Annotated in this window: 20 protein-coding genes and 1 pseudogene; 10 read left to right on the top strand and 11 right to left on the bottom strand. The window is 63.1% G+C overall.

The genetic code is table 11. The features are described 5' to 3' along the window. Window positions 1–29: 29 nt before the first annotated feature. From AB4Z38_RS07650 to AB4Z38_RS07660, 3 genes are all read right to left on the bottom strand, one after another. On the bottom strand, window positions 30–1,097 hold the full coding sequence (locus tag AB4Z38_RS07650) for a zinc-dependent alcohol dehydrogenase family protein (protein ID WP_441429174.1): 1,068 nt from the start codon (window positions 1,095–1,097) through the stop codon (window positions 30–32). Between the two features lie 60 nt (window positions 1,098–1,157). Next, entirely contained in the window at window positions 1,158–1,622 is a 465-nt protein-coding gene (locus AB4Z38_RS07655) for a pyridoxamine 5'-phosphate oxidase family protein (RefSeq protein ID WP_441429175.1), read from the bottom strand. A 62-nt stretch (window positions 1,623–1,684) separates the two neighbouring features. Beyond that, window positions 1,685–2,155: a pyridoxamine 5'-phosphate oxidase family protein gene (locus tag AB4Z38_RS07660; protein ID WP_441429176.1), complete on the bottom strand. Its 471-nt coding sequence runs from the start codon at window positions 2,153–2,155 to the stop codon at window positions 1,685–1,687. Between the two features lie 181 nt (window positions 2,156–2,336). Between AB4Z38_RS07660 and AB4Z38_RS07665 the strand changes: the two genes are divergently transcribed. Then, window positions 2,337–4,058, top strand: a complete 1,722-nt coding sequence (locus AB4Z38_RS07665; protein ID WP_441429177.1) for a GAF domain-containing protein — start codon at window positions 2,337–2,339, stop codon at window positions 4,056–4,058. A 16-nt stretch (window positions 4,059–4,074) separates the two neighbouring features. On the opposite strand, the gene AB4Z38_RS07670 is transcribed toward AB4Z38_RS07665, so the two are convergent. Beyond that, window positions 4,075–4,761 carry a response regulator gene (locus tag AB4Z38_RS07670; protein WP_441429178.1) on the bottom strand — a complete coding sequence of 229 codons (687 nt, stop codon included), beginning with the start codon at window positions 4,759–4,761 and terminating at the stop codon, window positions 4,075–4,077. A 152-nt stretch (window positions 4,762–4,913) separates the two neighbouring features. On the opposite strand from AB4Z38_RS07670, the pseudogene AB4Z38_RS07675 reads away from it, so the two are divergent. The 5 genes and pseudogenes from AB4Z38_RS07675 to AB4Z38_RS07695 all read left to right on the top strand — a co-directional run. Continuing rightward, window positions 4,914–5,117 (top strand): annotated as a pseudogene (locus AB4Z38_RS07675) (universal stress protein); the annotation flags it as partial. An 83-nt stretch (window positions 5,118–5,200) separates the two neighbouring features. Then, window positions 5,201–5,563, top strand: coding sequence for an SPW repeat domain-containing protein (locus AB4Z38_RS07680; RefSeq protein WP_441429179.1), 363 nt, complete (start codon window positions 5,201–5,203; stop codon window positions 5,561–5,563). A 71-nt stretch (window positions 5,564–5,634) separates the two neighbouring features. Then, window positions 5,635–7,020 carry an MBL fold metallo-hydrolase RNA specificity domain-containing protein gene (locus AB4Z38_RS07685; RefSeq protein ID WP_441429180.1) on the top strand — a complete coding sequence of 462 codons (1,386 nt, stop codon included), beginning with the start codon at window positions 5,635–5,637 and terminating at the stop codon, window positions 7,018–7,020. Window positions 7,021–7,060: 40 nt separating this feature from the next. Next, window positions 7,061–7,381: a DUF3040 domain-containing protein gene (locus tag AB4Z38_RS07690; protein ID WP_441429181.1), complete on the top strand. Its 321-nt coding sequence runs from the start codon at window positions 7,061–7,063 to the stop codon at window positions 7,379–7,381. A 180-nt stretch (window positions 7,382–7,561) separates the two neighbouring features. Continuing rightward, on the top strand, window positions 7,562–8,428 hold the full coding sequence (locus tag AB4Z38_RS07695; protein WP_441429182.1) for a universal stress protein: 867 nt from the start codon (window positions 7,562–7,564) through the stop codon (window positions 8,426–8,428). Window positions 8,429–8,857: 429 nt separating this feature from the next. Here the strand turns inward: AB4Z38_RS07695 and AB4Z38_RS07700 are convergent, their stop codons facing one another. From AB4Z38_RS07700 to AB4Z38_RS07725, 6 genes are all read right to left on the bottom strand, one after another. Continuing rightward, entirely contained in the window at window positions 8,858–9,301 is a 444-nt protein-coding gene (locus tag AB4Z38_RS07700) for a pyridoxamine 5'-phosphate oxidase family protein (protein WP_441429183.1), read from the bottom strand. 76 nt (window positions 9,302–9,377) lie between these two features. Further along, window positions 9,378–9,818: a universal stress protein gene (locus AB4Z38_RS07705; protein WP_441429184.1), complete on the bottom strand. Its 441-nt coding sequence runs from the start codon at window positions 9,816–9,818 to the stop codon at window positions 9,378–9,380. 134 nt (window positions 9,819–9,952) lie between these two features. Continuing rightward, window positions 9,953–10,375: an Hsp20/alpha crystallin family protein gene (locus AB4Z38_RS07710; RefSeq protein ID WP_441429185.1), complete on the bottom strand. Its 423-nt coding sequence runs from the start codon at window positions 10,373–10,375 to the stop codon at window positions 9,953–9,955. Window positions 10,376–10,530: 155 nt separating this feature from the next. Continuing rightward, the gene (locus AB4Z38_RS07715; RefSeq protein ID WP_441429186.1) at window positions 10,531–10,980 is read right to left on the bottom strand and encodes a pyridoxamine 5'-phosphate oxidase family protein; all 450 of its coding nucleotides are present in this window, start codon (window positions 10,978–10,980) and stop codon (window positions 10,531–10,533) included. A 72-nt stretch (window positions 10,981–11,052) separates the two neighbouring features. Next, on the bottom strand, window positions 11,053–13,752 hold the full coding sequence (mgtA, locus tag AB4Z38_RS07720; RefSeq protein ID WP_441429187.1) for a magnesium-translocating P-type ATPase: 2,700 nt from the start codon (window positions 13,750–13,752) through the stop codon (window positions 11,053–11,055). A 301-nt stretch (window positions 13,753–14,053) separates the two neighbouring features. After that, the gene (locus AB4Z38_RS07725; protein WP_441429188.1) at window positions 14,054–15,079 is read right to left on the bottom strand and encodes an NADPH:quinone reductase; all 1,026 of its coding nucleotides are present in this window, start codon (window positions 15,077–15,079) and stop codon (window positions 14,054–14,056) included. 240 nt (window positions 15,080–15,319) lie between these two features. Between AB4Z38_RS07725 and AB4Z38_RS07730 the strand changes: the two genes are divergently transcribed. From AB4Z38_RS07730 to AB4Z38_RS07745, 4 genes are all read left to right on the top strand, one after another. Continuing rightward, window positions 15,320–16,372 (top strand): LacI family DNA-binding transcriptional regulator, encoded by a 1,053-nt coding sequence (locus tag AB4Z38_RS07730; protein WP_441429189.1) that lies wholly within the window; start codon window positions 15,320–15,322, stop codon window positions 16,370–16,372. A 14-nt stretch (window positions 16,373–16,386) separates the two neighbouring features. Beyond that, entirely contained in the window at window positions 16,387–17,385 is a 999-nt protein-coding gene (locus AB4Z38_RS07735) for an aldo/keto reductase family protein (RefSeq protein WP_441429190.1), read from the top strand. Between the two features lie 103 nt (window positions 17,386–17,488). Then, entirely contained in the window at window positions 17,489–20,227 is a 2,739-nt protein-coding gene (locus AB4Z38_RS07740; RefSeq protein ID WP_441429191.1) for a LuxR C-terminal-related transcriptional regulator, read from the top strand. A gap of 164 nt (window positions 20,228–20,391) precedes the next feature. Then, entirely contained in the window at window positions 20,392–21,414 is a 1,023-nt protein-coding gene (locus AB4Z38_RS07745; protein WP_441429192.1) for a DUF4386 domain-containing protein, read from the top strand. 12 nt (window positions 21,415–21,426) lie between these two features. On the opposite strand, the gene AB4Z38_RS07750 is transcribed toward AB4Z38_RS07745, so the two are convergent. Beyond that, a complete protein-coding gene (locus tag AB4Z38_RS07750) occupies window positions 21,427–21,741 on the bottom strand; it encodes a cupin domain-containing protein (protein ID WP_441429193.1) in 315 nt (104 codons plus the stop codon). Window positions 21,742–21,815 lie beyond the last annotated feature (74 nt).

Below are 21,815 nucleotides of genomic sequence, written 5' to 3' on the forward strand. Positions count from 1 at the left end.
CGGGGGAGGATCTTCAGTCTTCTGATTGCTTAGTGGTGGGATTCCCGGCTGAGGATGACCTTCAGGGCATGTGTTTCGGCTGCCCTGGAGAAGGTGTCGTAAGCATCGATGATCTGCGCCAGGGTGAAGTGATGGGTCGCGAATTTTTCGGCCGGGATTTTGTGCTGGGCCACCAACCGGAGCAGCATCGGGGTCGTGTTGGTATTGACGAGGCCCATGCTGATGTTGATGTTGCGGATCCAGAGGTCCTGGAGGCGCAGTTCAACGGATTTTCCGTGCACGCCGATGTTGGCCACATTCCCGCCGGGGCGCACGAGCCGCAAGGCCATGTCGAAGGTGTCCGGGATTCCGACTGCTTCTATGGCGACATCCACTCCTGCACCGTCGGTGTAAGACATGACGTCGTTGATCCACCCGGGATCGTCCGGGTTCACCACCTCGGTTGCGCCGAACTCCCGGGCTCTCGCAAGGCGCCCCTCGTCCGGGTCGATCGCAATGACCGCGGCAGCCCCGTGAAGTCCTGACGTGAGCATTGCTGCCAGGCCGATGGGGCCGGCTCCGACGACGGCGACGACGTCACCTGGCTTGATGTGACCGGCCTGGACTCCGATTTCGAACGCCGTGGGCAGAATGTCGGAGAGCATGACGGCTTGGTCGTCGGTGACCCCGTGGGGCAATTTGTAGAGCGAGTTATCCGCGTAAGGGACGCGGACGTACTCGGCCTGGGTGCCGTCGATGAGGTGGCCGAATATCCAGCCGGTTCCGGATTGGCCTTCCTCTCCGGAGCAGTGCGAGTAGAGGCCTTTCTTGCAGTTGCTGCAGTGGCCGCAGGATTTGATGCAGGAGATGAGGACGCGGTCGCCGGTCCTGAGTCCGGTGACTGAGGAACCCACGTCGGTCACTGTTCCTACGCCTTCGTGCCCTAGAATCCGTCCTTCCTGGACGGCCGGTACGTCGCCTTTGAGGATGTGAAGATCCGTTCCGCAGATCGTGGTGGTATCGATGCGGACGATGGCGTCGGTGGGGTTGATGATGCGGGGATCCGGAACGTCGGTCCACGACTTCTGTCCGGGTCCGCCATAGACGAGTGCTTTCATGATGCTCCATCCAAGAAAGGCAAGCGGTACCGTTGCTGGCACCGGCCGGCAACGGCAAAGTCAGTGGAAAAGTTCGGAGCGGGCATCCCACATAGGGGTATTCCAGACATCGGGCCGGGTGGTCTTGAAAAGTCGCCCGGTGATGGCCTCCAAGGTGAGGCGAACATAGTGGCTCTTGCTGCCCGGCTGCCAGGGTTCCAGGTGGAGGGCATCGGCGGTGGCCTTTTCCTGCGGGTCAACGATGAGGTTCGCCTGGCCTCGGACGACGACGCTCCAGGCCTTCCCGGATCCGGCATTGAAGCCATCGATTTCCAACGCGCAAGGATTCCGCATCGAGCTCCGGAACTTCGTGCCGATGCCTGTCCGGAAGACGATGGAGCCGTGGTCCACGACGTAATTCACGGGGAAGATGTCCGGGTGGTCCTCGACGATCACGGCCAGCCTGCCCACTGTCGATTGGCCAAGCAGCTCAAAGCATTCGTCAGGGCTTAGTCTTTCGATCGCATCCGCTGATTGAGGGTTCATGACCCTGACGCTACCGGCGGCCGTCCGCCGTCGTTAGGGGCTTTAGGCCCGCCGGTGGCCCATTATTCGAGTCCGGCGCGGGTGGCGTCGTCCAGAGGGCTCCACCACGTCAGGGGAGGGGTGACGGTGAACCGGCGCCCGGTGATCGACGTCGGGACGACGCGGACGAAGTGATCTTTGCGGCCCGCCTGCCAGGGGAAAAGGAGCAGCCCGACCGTGTCGAGCACCTCCTGGGTGAGCTTAATGGCGACAGCCTGCCCTTTCACGACCACGCTCCACGCCACCCCATTGTCTGGATTGACGCCATCTGCTTCCAAGGCCACGGGTGTTTCACTGAGGGCCGAGTGGAGTTTGGTTCCTTCCCCGGTCCTGAAGACGAGGGTGCCGTGGTCTACCTTGTAGTTGATCGGGAAGATGTCGGGGTGGTCCTCCACCCAGACGGCGAGGCGCCCCACCGAGACGCCGCGCAACAGTTCCCAGCACTGTTGGGGTTGCAGGACCTCTGGCTCTGGTGTTGATGGTTTGTTCGTCATGTCGCCGAGGCTACGCCCGGGTATGAGCGGGAAACAGGGCACAAAGGCCCTCAAGCGAGGCTTGGGTGGCCCGTTTGTCTGGATGACGGCAGAACGCTGGAGTAGTCTTTCATCGGATAGGCCACCTGCCACGACACGGGCTACCTGCCCCGTGTGGGCACCGCACCTCGAAAGGCAGTAGATGAACGGCTCTAGTCCAGAACCCGTGAGGGCTGAGCGCCTTCACGCCACCGGGATCAGGATCGAAGACCTGCTGACGGACTTTCTGGCCCGGGCTGGAGAACTCCTCCACGCCCAGGAGCACATGCGCGGATTGCTGGAAGCGGTTGTCGCGGTCGCCGAAGACCTGAGCCTTGAAGCCGTACTCGACAGGGTCGTCAATTCCGCCTGTCGACTATTGCACGCCCGCTACGGGGCCTTGGGGGTCATCGGCGAGAACCAGTCCTTGAGTCACTTCGTCACGGTCGGCATCGACGAAGAGCTTGCCGCCCGCATTGGCCCGCTGCCTACCGGACACGGCGTCCTCGGCTTGCTGATCAACGAACCTGCGCCCCTTCGCCTCCATGATTTGCGCGAGCATCCGAAGTCCTACGGATTCCCCGAGAACCATCCACCCATGAAGTCCTTCCTCGGTGTCCCGGTTCGGGTTCGGGACGTCGTCTTTGGGAATCTGTACCTCACCGAAAAAGAGGGCGGCGGTGACTTCACTCCGGAAGATGAGGATCTCGCTGTGGCGCTGGCTGCAGCCGCAGGAGTGGCGATTGAGAATGCCCGCTTGTATGAGGACGCCCGCCGCCGTGCGTCCTGGCTTGAGGCATGCATGGAGGTTACTGGCCGGATGTTCGGCGATGATCGGATGGCGGAGCCTGACAAGGTGGCTCTGGACCTGATCGCTGACAAGGCGCTACGGGAGTCCGGGTCGCAGCTCTCCTTGATTCTGGTTCCTGATGGAGGAGTGGCTTCGTACACCGTCGCGGGCGCTGCAGGCACGGACGGCGCCAAATTCGCGGGAAGCAACCTGTCCATGGATTCAGCCGACATCAGGGCAGTCGCTGCGACCGGGACGCCCGCCTGCATAGACCAAGCCGGAGACATCCTCGGACCGATTGACGGCCTGTCCGTGGGAAAGCTCTTGGCGATCGATCTCAGCGCCCAGGGTGCCCACCATGGACTCCTGTTTCTGGTTCGAGCTCCCGGAACGGGACCGTTCGCGAAGACGGATGTGGAGATGGGTGCGGTCTTTGGCTCTCACGTGGCCTTGGCCCTGGAACTTGACCGAATCCACCGGCTCCGCGAACAACTGGTCGTCTTCACCGATCGGGATCGCATCGCCCGTGACCTGCACGACGTGGTTATCCAGCGGCTCTTCGCCGCGGGGCTCAGCATTCAGAGCCTGCGGCGGTTCACGTCGGGCGAACCGGCGTTGAGCAGGATCGATGCGGTGACGGCGGAACTGGATGAGACCATCAGGGACCTTCGAAACACGATCTATTCCCTACGGGCCAGTCCCGGTGAACAGGGGGAGCTGCTGAGCAGCCGGATACTGCAGACAATCCGCAACGCCACCAGGTCCCTGCCGTTCGCCCCGCACCTGACGCTTAACGGGGCGGTCGATTCGGTGCTCGACGACGGAACCGTCACCAACGCGCTGGCGGTCATCTCTGAGGGCCTCAGCAACGCGGTCCGCCACTCCGAAGCGCACGCAATCAGTGTTTCAGTCTCGGCGGAAGACGGGATGTTGACTCTGATCATTGAAGATGACGGTAAGGGCTTCAGGGATCCCGTCCACGGGAATGGCCTGGTGAACATGGAACAACGGGCCTTGGAATTGGGCGGTTCATTCGAGGTCACCGGAACACCAGGGAAAGGGACCACGCTGGTGTGGAAGGTCTCCATCCACTGAACCGTCGACGGACGATTCAGGTTTCCGTTTCTCGTCCGTGGGCAATGTAGACGGCCGCCTGGGTGCGCCGCTCGAATCCCAGTTTCGCCAACATCGAGGACACGTAGTTCTTCACGGTTTTCTCGGCCAGTATCATCTGCTCCCCGATCTGCCGGTTCGTCAGACCCTGGCCCACCAAATCCAGGACCCGTCGCTCCTGGGGAGTCAATGAGGCGACCCTCGGATCCAAGCGCTGAGGTTCCGTGAACCCCTGAATGATCTTCGCCTTCACGGCCGCGTCAAACAAGGACTCGCCCCGCGCAGCCCGGCGGAGAGCGCCGAGCAGGTCAGTGCCCCCAATTTCCTTTAAGACGTACCCTGCTGCACCCGCAAGTACGGCTCCACGAAGGGCCTGTTCGTCGTCATAACTGGTCAGAATCAAGCAGTTCAGGGTGGGGTCAACGGAGCGCACCTCCCGGCACACTTCGATTCCTGTGCCGTCGGGCAACCTGGCGTCCAGCACCGACACGTCCGGGCGTAACGCCGGAATGCGTCGGGCGGCCTCCTCGGCCGAACCGGACATGCCCACCACCACAAAGCCTTCGCTTTCCAGCAGTTCCTGCAGTCCCCGGCGGACAAGCTCATGATCGTCAAGGACGTAGACCCGGATAGGCGGCAACCCAGCGACTCCGGGGTTGTTTTGGGGTGGTACTGGGCGTTCCATGATCCTCCTGTCCGGCAGCCCGTGGCCGCTGTAGCACCGGCAGGTCATGCTTTCCCGGCTATGTCATTGTTCACTGCCCGCCAACGGCAAACAAGGGCCGAAGGACCCGGGCCGATGCCATGACTTTCGGCCCTGTTTGACGGCGCCACTTTCTGTCCATTCTTAGAGAAACCGAGGGAACGGAAAGGAAGCCCATGGCCACGCGCACCCGGCTCATCGACGCCAGTAGGTTCGCCTCTTTGCTGGTCGTCGGGCGCCGCGGACACGGCGGCTTCAACGGCCTGCTGCTGGGTTCCGTCAGCGCAGCCTGCGTCGCCCACGCCCATTGTCCCGTCCTTGTTGTCCATGCGCCTGAAACAAACGAGCATGCCGAGCCCCGTTCCGGCACCACCGGGGCGGCCTCCAGAAAGCAGCAACCCATCAAAGGAGCACGATCTAGATGAAAAAGTGGACACGTTGGCAGGACTGGACGGTCATCGCCGCCGGCGCCTATGCCGCACTATCGGTGCTGTGGACATCCCAGGGCGGGTCGTCCACGGCCTTCATGGTGGTCCTCGGCGTCTTGCTTGTCGCCGCCGGAGTCACCAACCTGGCCATGCCCGGGATGCCGGCTGCCGAATGGGCGCAAGCCCTATTCGCCGTCATCCTCCTCCTCGCGCCCTGGCTTGGAGGCTTTGCCTCCATGACCGGCGCGGCCTGGAGCGCGTGGATCCCGGGCGCGGTCGCCCTCGTGGTCACGGCATTGGCCATCAAGCCCAGCACGGAGGGATACCGGCACCATCACACGATGCCTGCGGCGTAACCGCGCAACTCCGAACCGGGCTTCCGGCTACGCCGGATGCCCGGTATCCGTCCAACTTGGAGGAGACCAGCATGAACAGCGATCACCCGGCCCGCCTGCGGTTTTTTGGCGCGACCGACACTGTCACGGGGTCCCGCTATCTCCTCGAATCCCGGGACACGCGGATCCTGGTCGACTGCGGCCTTTTCCAAGGCTACAAACGTATCCGCGACCGCAATAGGACTCCGTTTCCCGTTCCGCCCGGTTCGATCGATGCTGTGCTGCTCACCCACGCGCATCTGGACCACACCGGATACGTTCCGGCGCTTGTCCGTGACGGCTTCGCCGGGCCGATCTACGCAACCCACGGGACCAGCGAACTGTCCAAGCTACTGCTACCGGACAGCGGCCACCTCCAGGAAGAGGAAGCCCGCTACGCCATTCATCGGGGTTCCTCGGCGCATGTTCCCGCGCTTCCGGTCTACACCGCGGCCGATGCAGTCAGGTCCTTGAACTCATTCGAACCGCGGGACTTTGATGCCCCGCTTGATCTTGGAGATGGCGTCGAGGCGACCTTCCTTCCGGCCGGACACATCCTTGGTGCAGCCCAGATCCACCTAAACGTCGATGGGCATTCCGTGCATTTCACCGGAGACCTGGGCCGTGCCGACGATCCCCTCATGTTCCCGCCCCGGGAACTGGAGGCCGCCGACATTCTTGTCACGGAGTCCACGTACGGCAACCGCAGCCACCCGGACCAGGACCCGGAGGCTGAGCTTGGCGCGGTCGTGTCCCGCGTTGCCAAACGTGGGGGAGTCGTCATGATCGCCGCGTTCGCCGTCGGCCGCGCAGAAACCCTGATGCTCCATCTCTCCCGGCTCCGCCGCAAGCGCCTCATTCCGGACATTCCGATCTACCTCAACAGCCCCATGGCGATCGACGCGTCCTACATGTACCGGCAGCACCCGGACGAACACCGCCTCCTCGTTGACGAGTTCGAAGACATGTACAAGCTGGCCACCATGACACGTACCGCCGACGATTCAAAGCTACTCAACCTGAGGGGAGGGCCCATGATCATCATCTCCGCCAGCGGCATGCTCACCGGAGGAAGAATCCTTCACCACCTCGAGGCCTATGGTCCTGATCCGAAAAACGCCATCATCCTCAGCGGCTACCAAGCCGGAGGAACACGCGGCGCCGACCTCGCAGCCGGAGCGAAGGAACTCAGAATCTACGGTCAGGACGTCCCCATCCAGGCCGAGGTCATACACCTTGAAGGATTTTCCGCGCACGCCGACGCCGACGAAATCCTCCGTTGGATGCACACAACAAACCAGGCACCGCAAATGACCTACATCACCCACGGCGAACCTGACGCCTCCGATGCCCTGCGCCGCCGCATCAAACGCGAACTCGGCTGGAACGCCCGCGTCCCGGAATACCTCGAATCAGTCCCGCTCGAGAACCCGCACTAAAACAGCAGTTTTCAACCACCCCAAGCACAGGAGGCCGATGATGGCTCTCTCAGAACACGAAAAGACAACATTGGAACGGATCGCCCAGGAGCTGGAGCGTGATGACCCGAAATTCGCATCCAAGATGAGAGCGAGCCGCAGGCCGATCACGCGGAGGCACCTGGCTTTCGGGATCTTCGCCGCCGTCGTCGGATGCCTTGTGCTGCTGACCGGGGTCGCGGCCCGAGCCCCGGCTTTGGGAATCATCGGGTTTACCATCATGGGCGCCGGGGCATACCTGGCAACGATGCGCGTCGCTTCCTTGCGGATCCGACGGCGCCCGAGCTCTTCCCCGTCCATGGGACCCGCAGAGATGGGGTAGGTGGCACAGCCGGCCTGTTGCCGTGAATTGCAGGGAACGCGGATGCCAGACAAGCCAGCTACGGCCTCGAAGTAGCCCGCAGGACTTCCGGCCCTAACAGCCGAGGGCGAGCGGACGGAAACTAAACGTGCAACGGCCGGTAACTGGCTGGAGATAATCTCAGGGAAGATCGGACATGCCATGAAAGTACCGATAGTTGTAGGTGTCAACGATTCCGGTGCGAACGAGGCCGCTGTGGCCTGGGCCATGCACCGGGCCGCGGCAATGAAGTTGCCCGTAGATCTCGTGCACGCGGTGGATGACCGGTGGATGTCGGAATCCTTTGCTTACAACGAGATGGCCAAGAGGGCGGCGAAAGAGCTTTTGGGCAAGGCAAAAGCCCACGCGGCCGGAGTGGAACCCAGCGTTGATGTCCGAACACTATTGATCCCGGGTAGCGCCGGGTATGCCCTCCGCAAGCGGTCCAAGAAGGCGGCGCTCGTGGTCATCGGTTCTGGCACGCGTGTCAGGCCCGGAGGTCGGCTAACCGACCGGGCGCTGCAGATCGCTGCGGTAGCGCTGTGCCCGGTGGCCGTCGTCGGAGAGGACGCTGTGAGCAACCGCCAAGGGGTTCTCGTCGGGGTGGATGGTTCGGAGGAGTCGACGCAAGCGGTGGCATTCGCGGCCGCGGAAGCAGACCGTGAAGGGCAGGAGTTGACGGTGCTGCACGCCTTCCGCGCGTTTCGCCCCTGGGTGCTATTGGCGCGGTCGGAGGGCAACCCGGCCGAGAAAATGCTGGAAGAAGAACGGGTCACACTTTCGGAAGCGGTGGCCGGTTTGGCAGAAGATTATCCTGACCTTGTGGTTCATCAACTCCTGGAGATTGACAAGGATCCGGCGGCTGCCCTGGTTGAAGCTGCGTCGAATTCACAGTTGCTGGTGCTCGGCAGTCGAGGACGCGGAAGTTTCAAACGCCTCCTATTGGGCTCAACTGCCCACGCAGTTCTTTCGCAGTTGTCGTGTCCAACCATCATTACCCGGGTGCGCGGGGCCAAGAACACCAAGTAGGAGTTCTGTCCTGGGGATAGGGCAGACGCACAATGCCTGATGACGCCGGTGGACCCCGATTCTCTTCATCCATGATTGACACCAAGGGCATGTTGGCGCTGTTCCGAAGCAGCCGCACGGAGGCAGCACTGATGATGGTGACTTTCGTCGGCGTCGTATTTGTGGGCGTCCTTGCAGGCGTTGTTATCGCAGTCGGTCTTTCGCTGGTCGTGTTCGTTTTGAAAGCGATTACTCCGTATCGGACCGAACTCGTTGCAGTCGAAGGCGTCCCCGGGTTTCAGGGGGTGACCCGTCACCCCGATGGCAAAAAGAACTCCAAGGCCTATCAAAGACAAACTTGCGAGATTCGGGCCGGCGACCCGTCTCGGGCGGGCCCGGCACTATCCGACGCTGGAGGGCGCCGTCGACGCCTGGCGCCAGGACCCGAAATCAGGCTAGGTGCAGGTGGCGGCCTGTCACCACAGCTGCGTGGATCCGGATGAAGTCATTCCTTGCCCCGCCGGCCCAGGGCTCTTTCATGACCTGTCCCCAAAGGTAGGTCAATAGCTCCGGTTCCTCCACGTGCGAAGAAGGACCGCTGACCAGGACCGACCACCCTTCGCTTCGGTCGAACCGTGCCTCATCGATCTCAAACGATGAATTGAGGCGAGGTACTGCGTCGCCGATGGTCCCGGCAGCAGAGGTGCGGAAATAAATCGCCCGGTTGTGGACGACGTAGCTGACGGGGAGGATCATCACCCTGTTCCTGTAGTTGAAGCCGAAGCGCCCCGTGTCCCGTGAGCACAGCAGCTCCCAGCACCGTTCCTCGCTGAGCTCCTCGGTGACATGACGGGCACCGTCAATGCGGCCGGGTTCCATGTTGGAAAGGGGCATTTGTTTCTCCTCGGGCAGATTCCGTGGGTCGGGATATTGAGCGTATGGATGGGATCTCTCCTGCCGTCCTTGGCGTTCAACCCTTTTCCGGAGCATGGACAACAAGGACCGGGCAGTGGGCGTGCGCAACGCAGGCTGAACTCACTGATCCGAGTAGCAGGCCGCCAAATCCTCCGTGGCCACGTCTACCAAGGACGATCATGTCCGCTTCCCGGCTAGCCTCAATGAGGGATTCCCGGGCATGACCGCGGACGACACGCGAAACCACATTGTCGGGAAGCTCCGGACCGAACGCCTTTTCCAAGGAATCCTTGAGGACCTGTTCGGCGCTTTCCTCGAAGTCATCGATGCCCATGGCCACGTAGCCCCCATAGACCTGAGGGAACTCCCAATAAGCACTGGCTATGACTTGCGCTCCCATTGGCACCGCCAGGCTCTGGGCTTGCCTCAGTGCTTCGATGGAGGCTTCCGATCCATCAACACCAACAACGATCCTGGCTGTAGCTTCCTCGGCCATGATTTTCCTCCTCCGATAAGCGTGATTCAGTACTCCGCTAGCGTGTACGGTCGCAGTCCCGCGCTGTAGGGCCGAAAGTCACTGTCCTGCGCCCGGACGAGGCACGGTCCGGCCGATCGGCCGGACCGTGTGTCCTACTCTCGTGTTATCGGGATCCTCTGAGCGGATGAGGGCTGGACCTTCTCCGGAATCGGAACTCGCACCTCGAGGACGCCGTCCTTGTATGAAGCGGAAACGTCCTCCCGTTGGACGGTGTCGGGCAGCGGCAGCCTGCGCACAAAGGAGCCGTAACGGAATTCCGATCGGTAGCTGCCCTTATCCTTATGTTCCTTGCTCTCCTGCCGTTCAGCCCGTATTTCAAGGAACCCGTTCCCAAGCGTGATATCAACATCTTTCTCCGGATCGATCCCCGGCAGTTCGGCGCGAACGACCAGGGTAGTGCCTTCAACCAATTGTTCGACCCGAATCCCGGATGCCGCTACATCACCTTCGAAGAGCCGTTCGATCATCTCGATGGGTGAGCGACGGTTATCGAACCACCTGATTAAGTCGGTCATAGCTGCCTCCTTGTCTTGATAGGGTCAGGCCTGAACCGGCCTGACCCTCCCAGAATGCGAATCACGGAGAATAGATCCCAGAGGCTTTGGTCCTCTGCGTCCTCTTCCGGATTTGTCTTGCGGCCTGTCAGGAGCCGGGGCGGCCGGAGCAGCGGTCAGGAATCCCGTGGGGGCCACCATCGGGATGGTGGGCTGATCACGAACCTGCGGCCGCTCATTTCCGCCGGCGTTACCCGGATTAGGTGGTCTTTGGCGCCGGGCTCCCAGGGTGAGAGTTCCATTGCGGCAAATGCCCGCAGTTCTTCGTCGACCGAGACGATTTCTGCATGTCCCTTGACGATTACACTCCATGCAATTGTGCCGTACGTGTTGAAACCATCGGCTTCTAGCGCGATCGTTTGGCCGGCCAGGACTGCATCCAGTTTGGTACCGGGTCCTGTCCGAAAGATTACTGTCCCCTCATCGGGCATGTAGTTGATAGGGAAGATCTCCGGGCTGTCGCCGCTGACGACAGCAACCCTGCCGACGGAGGAAGAACGAAGGTACTTCCAGCACTCATGGACACTGAGCTCTTCGGTGTCCGGCCTCGACTCTGAATTCTTCATGAAGCTGAGCCTACCGAGCCGGGGCAGGCGGTAGTAGAGGAACCACGGGTGACATCAAGAAGAGGGTGAAAGCTAGGCCGCCACCTTGCGTCGCCTGCGGGCTGGACGGGCAAGGCGCCCGGGCACAACCGCGACAACCGGCGCGCTGAAGCGGGCGGCGCGGCGGGAGATATGGTGGGTATCCGGACGACGACGGACGGGCGTCGGACGTTCCGGCAACTGCTGCGCGGCCCGGGCGAAGAACCACTGCTTGGCGAATTCCACCAGGACCATGTAGACCACGATCATTCCCAGTAGTGACAGGAAGAACGGCACAGGCAATGGATCGAAGCCCAGCAGGCCCGCCATTGGAGACAACGGCAGGAAGATCCCCGCGGCCACCACGCCCAAGGATGCACTCAACAGGCCAAGCGATGGACGGCTTCGCAGGAACGGCACGCGCCTGGTCCTGATGGCGAAAATAATGAGCGTCTGCGTGGCGATGGATTCGATGAACCAGCCCGCCCGGAACTCTCCCGGGACGGCGTTGAAGACGAACAGCATGAGCGCGAAGGTCGCAAAGTCGAAGATTGAGCTGATCGGCCCGAAGAGGAACATGAAGCGCCGGATGAACGCGATGTTCCAGTGCGACGGTGCCAGCAGCTGTTCCTTGTCCACGCGGTCGCCCGGGATGGCCAGCTGGCCGCTGTCGTAGAGCAGGTTGTTGAGCAGGATCTGCCCCGGCAGCATGGGCAGGAAGCTCAGCACCACCGACGCCGTGGCTGCGCTGAACATATTGCCGAAGTTGCTGGACGTTCCCATCAGCACGTACTTGATGGTGTTCGCGAAGATCCTCCGGCCCTCCATCACGCCTTCGGCCAGGACGCCCAGGTCCTTATCCATCAGCACCACATCGGCTGCGTCTTTGGCGACGTCGGTGGCGCTGTCCACGGAGATCCCGATGTCCGCCTTGTGGAGGGCCAGGGCATCGTTGACTCCGTCGCCCATGAATCCCACTGCCCCGCCGCTTCGGCGCAGCAGCGTGATGATCCGCGCCTTCTGCTCGGGGGAGACGCGGGCGAAGATGGTGGCTTCCCGGGCGGTGGCGGCCAGCTCGGTATCGGACAGAGCGTCCACGTCCGCGCCGCTAAGGGTTCCGCCGGAGACTACACCGAGCTCGGAGCACACCTTTTCGGCGACTTTGGCGTTGTCCCCGGTGGCGATCTTCACGGAGATGCCGAGCGTGGCCAGTTGGTCCAGGGACGCTTTCGCGTTTGCCTTGGGCCGGTCGAGGAAAACGAGGAAGCCGGCCAGGAGGAGGTCCTTTTCATCATCGGGAGTGATGCGACTCAGCCCGGACGCTGGGCGGGTGGCCACCGCCACGACCCGCGATCCGGCGTCGAACTGTTCATCCAGCATGGCCTGCACGCTCTCCGGGGTCGGCCCGCACAGGGCGAGCACATCTTCGGGGGCGCCCTTGGTGACCAGGCGCCCCGGGCCGCCGGCATCCCGCACCAGCACGCTGGTGCGGCGGCGCTGGTGGTCGAAGTCGATCAGGTCGAGGCGCTCGAAGCGGGCCGGATCAAAGACTGCCGCACCCGCACTTTCCCACAATGCGGCATCGAGCGGGTTCTGCCCGGCCGTGGATTGTTTGGCCTCGGCGTAGTCGGTTTCGGTGGCCAGCAGACCCAAGGTGAGGAGTTCGACGTCGGACACTTCCGGGGAGGCGGGCAGCGCGCCGGTGAAACTGATCCGGCCCTCGGTGAGGGTGCCGGTCTTATCGGTGACCAGGATGTCCATGTCGCCCAGGTCCTCGATGCAGACCAGCCGTTTGACCAGGACTTTCCGCCGGGCCAGCTGGCGGGTGCCCGTAGCGAGGCTGGTGCTCACGACGGCGGGCAGCAGCTGCGGCGTGATGCCCACGGCGATTGCCAGGGAGAACAGCAGCGACTCGATGAGCGGGCGGTGCAGCAGCAGGTTCGCGATGAAGATCAGCGTGGTGAGCCCGATAGCCACCTGCAAAAGCAGGAACGAGAATCGCTTCAGCCCGAGCTGGAACTCGGTCTGGGGTTGGCGTTCTCCCAGGCCCAGCGCGATACGGCCGAATTCGGCGCGGCCGCCGGTGGCCACCACCACGCCGGTGCAGCCTCCGGACTGGATGACGGTTCCCATGAAGACGCAGGATGAGAGGTCGCCCAGCGCCGACCCGGGCGCGACCGGGGCAGGCTCCTTGCCGGCTGGCAGGGACTCCCCGGTCAGGATGCTTTCGTCGCAGAGGAGGTTCTTAGTGCTCAGGAGGCGGATGTCGGCGGGGATGATGGCGCCAAGACTTAAATGTACGACGTCGCCCGGCACCAGGGCGGTCACGTCCACGTCCTGCGTGGTCCCGTCGCGCAGCACGACGGCGCGGTGGGTCACCCGGGAATGCAAGGCTTCCGAGGCACGTTCGGCGCGGAATTCGTTGGTGAAGCCCAAGCCCACACTGACGAGCAGGATCACGCCGATCACGATCGAATTCGTGGCATCGCCCAGGAAGAGGGACAGCCCTGCCGTGATGATCAGCAAGATCAGGATGGGGCTGGCAAACTGCCGGCCCAACACCGCCCATCCATTGGCCCGGTGCGTCCGCACGGCGTTCGGGCCGAGTTCCGCCAGACGCGCCGCCGCTTCTTGGTTGGTCAGGCCTGCCGGGCTGGAACCCAGGTGATCCAGCACTTCGTCCGGCTGGAGGCACGCGGCATCAATGATCGGCAGCTGAGTGGAGTGCCGCTCCCGGACGTTGAGATCTGACATGCCGTATCCGTTCGAATGCAAGCCCGAGGGAGTCGCCCTTGGGATAAGGGTACGGCTCGGGGCTGGTTGTTTGTGATGTGCGGGAAAACGTCGGGGCCGGATGAGTGTGGCGCGTTCTTAGACGGTGACTGAGATTGCGGCGCCGACTGAGCCTATGCGCAGCCCGGATGGCCCGCCTGGTTTGCCCCGGCAGGTCGCTTTCTATTGCCTCCGCTACCACCACAAGATCGCCAAGATCTTCGAACCCGACCTGCTCCGGTCCGCCAGCGCTCGCATCAACAGCAAGAATTCGAACGCGAGCTCAGGGCGCGGCCACGTCTATCAGGATCTTTCCGACGGAGCCTTGCTCCACGGCGTCGTGTGCTGCCGCGGTTTCATCGAGCCGAAAGCGGGTCAGGGGCAGCCCGTGTTCATTGCCGACACGCAGCGCCCCTGCTTTTAGTGCATCGGTGACGGCGCCAACGGCCGCCGTCTTCTGTTGGTCCGTAACGGTGTACGTGAGGACAAACTGGTATTGAACGTTTTTTGCCATACTCTCGCGAACGGGAATGGCCAAGGATTCACCGGGTGCAGCAGCATAAATGGAAATGGTTCCCCCAGGCTTCAGCACCTCGAGGTCAGTGCCGATGTTCGCCGGAGCGTTGACATCGACGATCGTATCGACGCCATTCGGAGCCACCCGTGATACTGCCTGCGGAACATTGTCAGTGCGGTAGTTGATCACGTAGTGTGCCCCGGCCTGGCGGGCGAGTTCACCTTTTCGCTCTTCGCTCACGGTCGTGATGACAGTTGCCCCTGCCCAGCGGGCTAGCTGAATGGCAGCATGCCCGACCGCCCCCGCGCCTCCGGTGACAAGCACCACCTGCCCTTCCAAAGATCCGGGGGAGAGCCTGGCCGGCCCGTCTTGCTTGGAGGTCAGCGCACGATGCGCGGTCAAGGCCGGAATCCCCAGGGATGCGCCCGTGTCGAAGGATTCCGTGTCCGGAAGTGCAACGGCCTGCGCGGCCGGCAGGACCACATACTCCTGGGCTGTGCCCTCGGTGCTGCCCCAGGCAACGTCCCAAAGCCAAACGCGATCTCCGATGGACAGTCCCGCCACGCCGGGTCCGAGCTCGTCGATGACGCCGGCGCCATCTTGGTTGGGCACCTTTGGTGCCTCCAGCTTGCTTCCGGTCCCGCTGCCGGCCCGGGACTTCCAGTCGGTGGGATTGACTCCCGACACCACCACCCGGACTCTGACCTGGGCCGGTCCCGGTGATGTTAGTGGCCTGTCTTGCAGAACCAGCACCGACGACGGACCTGTCCTTTCGTACACGATGGCTTTCACTGTTACTCCTGTTCTTTGGACCTTATCGGGGAAGAGAGTGCCTCGGGAGAACCAGAGGCTTTCCTTCCGCCATTATGGCCGTGACGTTCTCCATGATGACAAGTACATCAACGTGGGTGCACCCCGGCTGTGCGGCTCGAGGAACTAAGACGGTTCCTCGGCGGCACCGGCCCGCGGCCAAGCTAGCGCAGTTTTGCAAGCGCTTGCGAATCTGCTGATTGGGCGTTTATGGTTGACCCCATGGTTATTAGTGTTGAGTCAGTTGCGGAACGCGCCGGAGTGTCAGTTTCGACTGTCTCGAGAGCGTTGCGGTCCGTGCCGGGCGTTTCGTCGAAAACGCGCAAGCGCGTGCAGGAGGTGGCGGCCGAGTTGGGTTATACGGCGTCCCCGGCCGCGTCGCGCCTTGCGACCGGCCGGACCATGACCGTGGCCATCGTTGTGCCTGTGCTGGCCAAGTGGTTCTTCGGCAAGACCATTGGCGCGGCCACGCAGGAGCTCCGGGACGCCGGGTATGACGTTCTCCTCTACGAGCTCGCCACTCCTGGGCAGCGTGAGAGGTTCTTCGGATCCCCGCGCCTGCACGGCCGCTCGGACGGGGTCATCATCATGGCTCTGCAGCCCGGCAGGAAAGAACTGGAATCGCTCGCCTCCCAAGGACAAACGGTGGCCTTGCTAGGTGCTGAGGGGTCCGGCATTGGATCCGTGTCCGTGGACAACGTCGGGGCCGGGCGGGACGCCGTGAGGCATCTGCTGAACCTAGGCCATGAGCGGGTAGCGTTCATCGGCATCCGCGATGAGGAAAACAGCAATCTGGGCGGGGTGCCGCCCCGGCAACGGCTTATCGGCTACCGCGAGGCATTGGTAGAGGCGGGGCTGGCCCGGGAGGACATCCTGGAACAGTTTGATGAGAACAGTGTCGCCGGGGGAGCAGCGGCCATGTCCCGGCTGCTGGTTGCGGCCCGCACACCGACCGCGGCTTTCGTCGCCTCCGATGAGATGGCCTTCGGTGCAGTTATGGTCCTCCGCAAGGCGGGGCTGGACGTCCCCCGGGATTTCTCTGTGCTTGGTTTCGACAATCACGAACTCTGCGAAGTCGTTGGCCTGACAACCATGGACCACGACGTGGCCGGACAAGGCCAAGAGGCTGCACGGCTCCTCCTGGACACCATGAACGGCGCATACCCCAAGGCCCTCAGCCGGCCTGCGCGGCTTGTGATCCGTGAGAGCACTGCACCTCCGCGGGCCCTGCGCAAGAATTCCACCGCTCCGCCGGAACTTCCGGCAACCTTCTGAAAGGAACAACTTCCATGCAATACCGCAAACTCGGCAACAGCGGCATGTACGTCAGCTCCATTGCGCTGGGCAACTGGGCAACCCATGGCGAAACCGTGGACCAGGACGTCGCCACGGCCTGCGTGCTCAAGGCCCTGGATCTGGGCATCACCACTTTCGACACGGCTGACGCCTATGCCAACACCAAGGCCGAAACCATGCTCGGCGAGGCCCTGAAGGGCGTGCGCCGCGAGGGTATCGAGATCATGACCAAGGCGTTCTTCCCCACCGGCACGGGAAAGAACGACCGAGGCCTGTCCCGCAAACACGTCATGGAGTCCATCAACGGATCGCTCCGCCGGCTCCAGACCGACTACGTGGACGTCTACCAGGCGCACCGTTACGACTACGAGACCCCGTTGGCCGAAACCATGGGTGCCTTCGCGGACATCGTCCACGCCGGAAAGGCCCACTACATCGGCGTCTCCGAGTGGACCGTGGAAGAAATCCGGGCCGGGGCGGCGCTGGCGTCCGAGCTGGGCATCCAGCTGGTGTCCAGCCAGCCTCAGTACAACATGCTGTGGCGGGTCATCGAGGCCGAAGTGGTGCCGGCCTGCGATGAACTAGGGATAACGCAGGTGTGCTGGTCCCCTTTGGCCCAAGGCGTGCTGACGGGAAAGTACGACGGCGGCCGTTCCGTTCCGTCCGCGTCCCGCTTCACTTCCGAGGACGGCGCGCTGAAGACAGAGCACAAGTTCATGCAGCCTCAGGTGCTGGAACGGGTGGAGAAACTCAAGCCGATAGCCGAAGACCTCGGCGTGCCGCTGGCCACCCTGGCCGTTGCCTGGGTCCTGGCCAATCCCAACGTTTCCGCCGCAATCGTGGGCGCCAGCCGGCCCGAGCAGCTCGACGACACCGTCAAAGCCGCCGACCTGGTCCTGGACCGGGAGACTCTCGACCGGATGGACGGCGCGCTGGGCGACGTCGTGGAGCGGGATCCCGCCAAAGTCGAATCCTTCCCGGAACGCGTCTAACGGCGGCCTGCATGGGCAGGACCCGCCCGGCCCAACCACTCCGGCACTAGACTGGGATCACCCGGGCCGAGGTAAAGTGACCGGCTGTCGAGGGAGGTCCGTGATGGCAGGTCCATTGCTCGAGACCAAACTGCACGTCCCCGGGCTACGACGCGCGCTCGTGACGCGCCGCAGGCTGAGCGACCGTTTGAGCCAGGCCGACGAGCAAACGCTGATCCTCGTCTCAGCCCCGGCCGGCTTCGGGAAAACGACGGTGCTGACCGAGTGGCTGGCAGAAGCACCCGCCAATGGCCGCTCGCTCGCCTGGCTCTCGCTCGACCAGCGGGACAACGATCCCACGCTTTTCTGGACCTACCTTGTAGCTGCGCTGGACAAGGCATCGAACAGTCTCGGCGCCAAAGCACTCGCAACACTCCGATCCCCGCAATCGAGCACTGAAGACTTCCTGACCACCCTGATCAACGAGTTGCAGGCCGTCCCGAACAGATTTGTCTTGGTGCTCGACGATTATCACGTCATTGAGAATCATGACGTGCAGGACGGGCTGGCCTTTCTCGTCGAAAACCTCCCCGCGCAGCTACAACTGGTCATCGCGAGCCGTGCCGATCCAGCGTTGTCACTCCCGCGGCTCAGGGCACGTGGCAGGCTCCTCGAGATCCGTGCCGCCGATCTCCGCTTCACCCCGGAGGAAGCTGCCGCCTACTTCAACGGCGTGATGGGACTGAGTCTCACCGCGCAGGATATCGCCGCCCTCGAAGGTCGGGCCGAGGGCTGGATCGCCGCGCTCCAATTGGCGGCGCTCTCGATGCAGGGAAGGGAGGACGTCGCCGGCTTCATCGCAGGCTTCGCAGGTGATGACCGCTACATCGTCGATTACCTCGCGGAAGAGGTACTTCAGCGCCAGCCCGACGACGTCCGGAACTTCCTGCTGCAGACCTCCATCCTGAACCGGCTCAACGGTCCGCTCTGCAACGCCGTGACCGGCGAAAACACCGGAAAAGCAATGCTCGAGTCGCTCGATCGAGGGAACCTGTTCGTGGTTCCGCTCGACGACCGCCGCTGGTGGTACCGCTATCACCACCTCTTCGCCGACGTGCTACGGGCACGACTCATGGACGAGCAGCCGAGCCGCATTAGCGAACTGCACGAGCGCGCAAGCCTCTGGCACGAACAAAACGGCGACATCCCGGAAGCTATCCGCCACACAATGGCCGGCAAGGACTTCGAGCGGGCCGCGGACCTGATCGAGCTCGCGATCCCTGCCATGCGCAAGGACCGCCAGGAAGCCACGCTGAGCCGCTGGCTCCAAGCACTCCCCGGCGAGCTGATACACGCGCGGCCCGGGCTGGGCGTTGCCTACGCCGGGGCGCTCCTCGCAAGCGGCGAGCTCACCGGCGTCGACGCCCGCCTCGAGGAGGCAGAACAGTGGGTGGGTACGACGGCGGAAGGCGGCGACGGCGGGCAACTCACCAGTTCGATCGCGATCTACCGCGCCGCGCAGGCGCTCGCAGTCGGGGACACCGCCGGGGCAATGACGCACGCGACTACCGCGCTCGGCCTTGTCGGGAAGGACGATCATCTTGAGCGCGGAGCGGCATCCGGGCTGTTGGCGCTCGGCCATTGGACGAACGGCGAACTGGGCGTAGCGCACGCCTTGTGGTCTGATTCCTATTCCAACCTTGAACGGGCAGGGCACCACTCGGACATGCTCGGTTGCTCCATCGCCTTGGCCGACATCCGGATTACCCAGGGCCGGCTCCGCGACGCAATGGCGATCTACGAGCGGGGTCTTGAGGTCGCGGGCAGGCACCCGGGGCAATTGCTCCGCGGGACGGCCGACATGCACATAGGAATAAGCATGCTCCTTCTTGAGCGTGGCGAACTTGAAGTCGCAAGGCACCACCTGCTGACCAGCCAGAAGCTCGGCGAGGATGCCGCGCTGCCCCAAAACCCGTATCGCTCAAGGCTCGCGATGGCCCGGGTCCTCCGATCGGAAGGGGACGTGGGAGGCGCGCTTGAACAACTCGACGAGGCGGAGCGCCTCTACGTCGGCGACTTCTTTCCCGAGGTACATCCGGTCGCGGCCGTGCGGGCGCGGATGTGGATCTCGCACGGCAGAATGCCCGACGCTCTTCGCTGGGCGCGTGAGCGAGGCATTTCCGCGGAAGATGAGCTCTCCTACCTGAACGAGTTCGAGCACATCACCTTGGCCCGGGCACTCCTCGCCCAGCACGGGGCGGAGCCGTCGGAGGACTCTGTCGGACGGGCGATCGCGCTGCTTGACCGTCTCCTTCGGGCCGCGGAAGAAGGCGGCAGGACGGGGACCGTCGTCGAACTTCTGGTTCTTATGGCACTTGCCCACCAAAAAGTAGCGGACGACGGCGGGGCACTGGCAGCGCTGCAACGCGCGGTAGCGCTCGCCGAACCAGAGGGCTACGTTCCAGTGTTCGTCGATGAGGGGCAGGCTATGGCCAACTTGCTGGAAGCGCTCGCGAAGCAGGGGAGCGCCTCGGACTACGTAGACCGGCTCTTGGAGTCGTTCGGGACGGAAACGCACGAGACCGAGGCCCAAGGCACTCGGGCCCGCAGTACCCGCAATCACAACACCCCCGCACAGCAACGCCTAGTCGAGCCCCTGAGCGAACGCGAGCTGCAGGTGCTTCGGCTTCTTTCCTCGGAGCTGGACGGCCCGGACATCGCGCGCGAGTTGTTCGTCTCCCTCAACACCCTCCGGACACACACAAAGAACATCTACGCCAAGCTCGGCGCGAACAACCGCCGCTCGGCCGTCCGCCGGGCCGAAGAGCTGGATCTCTTGTCGCGAAGCCGCGACGAGCGCTGATCCAGGCCAGCGGTTCGCCCGGCATTTCTTCCGAAGAAATCACCACATCAATCACCAGATGTGGTGATCCCCGCTCACCACATCTCCTTCTACCTTCAGAGCTAAAGGAAGTCATCCGCGAAGGCGGCTGAATTCCACCAAGGCAGAAGGCAGAAGGAGGGGCAATGAACGCGAGATCGGTAGGCCGGGAAGACATTTCGGTCGAGTACGAAGTGCGCGTCAAAGGCCATCTTGATTCCCGTTGGGTCGCTTGGTTCGAAGGACTGAGCCTCACCAACGAATACGACGGAACCACCGTCATCCGCACCCGGAACGTCGACCAAGCCGCGCTTCACGGTCTGCTGCAAAAGCTTCGGGACTTGGCACTACCGCTCTTGGCAATCACCCAAACCGGAACCACGCAACCCAGCCAGCCGGCGTCGAACACTCGCATCTTCATCCCCAAGAAGGACCACACCATGAAAACCACAACCCATACCCCAACAACTGAGCGTGTCCGGGTGGACCCGCTGCGGAAGACCGCGATGGTCGCAGGCATCCTGTACCTGGTCACCTTCGTCAGCTCGATCCCGGCGCTGTTCCTGATTTCCCCCGTCCTGAGCGATCCGCACTACATCACGGGCCCCGGCGCCGACTCGACCGTCATCTTCGGCTGCCTCCTCGATCTCGTCAACGCGGTTTCCGCCGTGGGCACCGCCGTGGCACTGTTTCCTGTCGTCAAACGGCAGAACGAGGGCATCGCGCTCGGCTTCGTCACTGCGCGGATGTTTGAAGCCGCGGTCATCGTGATCGGCGTCGTCAGTCTCCTGGCTGTGGTCACTTTGCGCCAGAAGGGCGGAGCGGATCCGGCCTTGGTTCCCGTGGGCCAGGCGCTCGTGGCGGTCCGCGACTGGACGTTCATTCTCGGGCCGAGCTTGGTTCCGGGGGTGAGCGGGCTGCTGCTGGGGTACCTGATGTACCGTTCGGGGCTCGTGCCGCGTGTGATTCCTCTTCTTGGACTGATCGGCGGCCCGCTGCTGCTTTCGTCGACGATCTCAACGATGTTCGGTCTCAACCAGGGGATCTCGGTTTGGTCGGGGCTCGCAACCTTGCCGATCTTCGTTTGGGAGTTGTCGCTGGGCGTGTGGATGGCGGTCAAGGGTTTCCGGCCGTCGCCCATCACCACCGGGCAAGTACGCACCGCCTGAGGGCAATGAAGGTTATGAGGGCTTGGGGCGGGCGCGTACGTGCATCCGCTCGCCCGGCTGTCCAAACAGGCTGATGAATTCGACGGGTTTTCCGTCGGTGCTGGCGAACCAGTGCGGTGTGTGGGTGTCGAATTCCGCGGCTTCGCCGGGGCGGAGTTCAAAGTCCTTGTCGCCCGGCACCAGGCGCAGCCGTCCGTTGAGGATGTAGAGCCATTCGTAGCCTTCGTGAACTCGAGGATCGGGCTCGGGTCCACGGGCATCACCGGTGAGCACCATCTTGAAGGCCTGCAAACCACCCGGCCGCCGCGTGACAGGAACAGCCGTCATGCCGCCATGCGTGATGGGCCGCAGGTGAATTCTTGGATCCCCGGTGGGCCGTTGAAGGACAGTTCGGCCCCTTC

It is taken from the genome of Arthrobacter sp. 2RAF6 (assembly GCF_052115205.1).
GTDB lineage: Bacteria > Actinomycetota > Actinomycetes > Actinomycetales > Micrococcaceae > Arthrobacter.

Excerpts from the sequence above, each read along its gene's own strand:
- AB4Z38_RS07680 (WP_441429179.1), top strand. The coding sequence starts at position 5,201 with ATGAAAAAGTGGACACGTTGGCAGGACTGGACGGTCATCGCCGCCGGC.
- AB4Z38_RS07690 (WP_441429181.1), top strand. The coding sequence starts at position 7,061 with ATGGCTCTCTCAGAACACGAAAAGACAACATTGGAACGGATCGCCCAG.
- AB4Z38_RS07750 (WP_441429193.1), bottom strand. The coding sequence starts at position 21,741 with ATGACGGCTGTTCCTGTCACGCGGCGGCCGGGTGGTTTGCAGGCCTTC.
- AB4Z38_RS07730 (WP_441429189.1), top strand. The coding sequence starts at position 15,320 with ATGGTTATTAGTGTTGAGTCAGTTGCGGAACGCGCCGGAGTGTCAGTT.
- AB4Z38_RS07665 (WP_441429177.1), top strand. The coding sequence starts at position 2,337 with ATGAACGGCTCTAGTCCAGAACCCGTGAGGGCTGAGCGCCTTCACGCC.
- AB4Z38_RS07715 (WP_441429186.1), bottom strand. The coding sequence starts at position 10,980 with ATGAAGAATTCAGAGTCGAGGCCGGACACCGAAGAGCTCAGTGTCCAT.
- mgtA (WP_441429187.1), bottom strand. The coding sequence starts at position 13,752 with ATGTCAGATCTCAACGTCCGGGAGCGGCACTCCACTCAGCTGCCGATC.
- AB4Z38_RS07740 (WP_441429191.1), top strand. The coding sequence starts at position 17,489 with ATGGCAGGTCCATTGCTCGAGACCAAACTGCACGTCCCCGGGCTACGA.
- AB4Z38_RS07655 (WP_441429175.1), bottom strand. The coding sequence starts at position 1,622 with ATGAACCCTCAATCAGCGGATGCGATCGAAAGACTAAGCCCTGACGAA.
- AB4Z38_RS07650 (WP_441429174.1), bottom strand. The coding sequence starts at position 1,097 with ATGAAAGCACTCGTCTATGGCGGACCCGGACAGAAGTCGTGGACCGAC.
- AB4Z38_RS07705 (WP_441429184.1), bottom strand. The coding sequence starts at position 9,818 with ATGGCCGAGGAAGCTACAGCCAGGATCGTTGTTGGTGTTGATGGATCG.
- AB4Z38_RS07685 (WP_441429180.1), top strand. The coding sequence starts at position 5,635 with ATGAACAGCGATCACCCGGCCCGCCTGCGGTTTTTTGGCGCGACCGAC.
- AB4Z38_RS07700 (WP_441429183.1), bottom strand. The coding sequence starts at position 9,301 with ATGCCCCTTTCCAACATGGAACCCGGCCGCATTGACGGTGCCCGTCAT.
- AB4Z38_RS07710 (WP_441429185.1), bottom strand. The coding sequence starts at position 10,375 with ATGACCGACTTAATCAGGTGGTTCGATAACCGTCGCTCACCCATCGAG.
- AB4Z38_RS07695 (WP_441429182.1), top strand. The coding sequence starts at position 7,562 with ATGAAAGTACCGATAGTTGTAGGTGTCAACGATTCCGGTGCGAACGAG.
- AB4Z38_RS07660 (WP_441429176.1), bottom strand. The coding sequence starts at position 2,155 with ATGACGAACAAACCATCAACACCAGAGCCAGAGGTCCTGCAACCCCAA.
- AB4Z38_RS07735 (WP_441429190.1), top strand. The coding sequence starts at position 16,387 with ATGCAATACCGCAAACTCGGCAACAGCGGCATGTACGTCAGCTCCATT.
- AB4Z38_RS07670 (WP_441429178.1), bottom strand. The coding sequence starts at position 4,761 with ATGGAACGCCCAGTACCACCCCAAAACAACCCCGGAGTCGCTGGGTTG.
- AB4Z38_RS07745 (WP_441429192.1), top strand. The coding sequence starts at position 20,392 with ATGAACGCGAGATCGGTAGGCCGGGAAGACATTTCGGTCGAGTACGAA.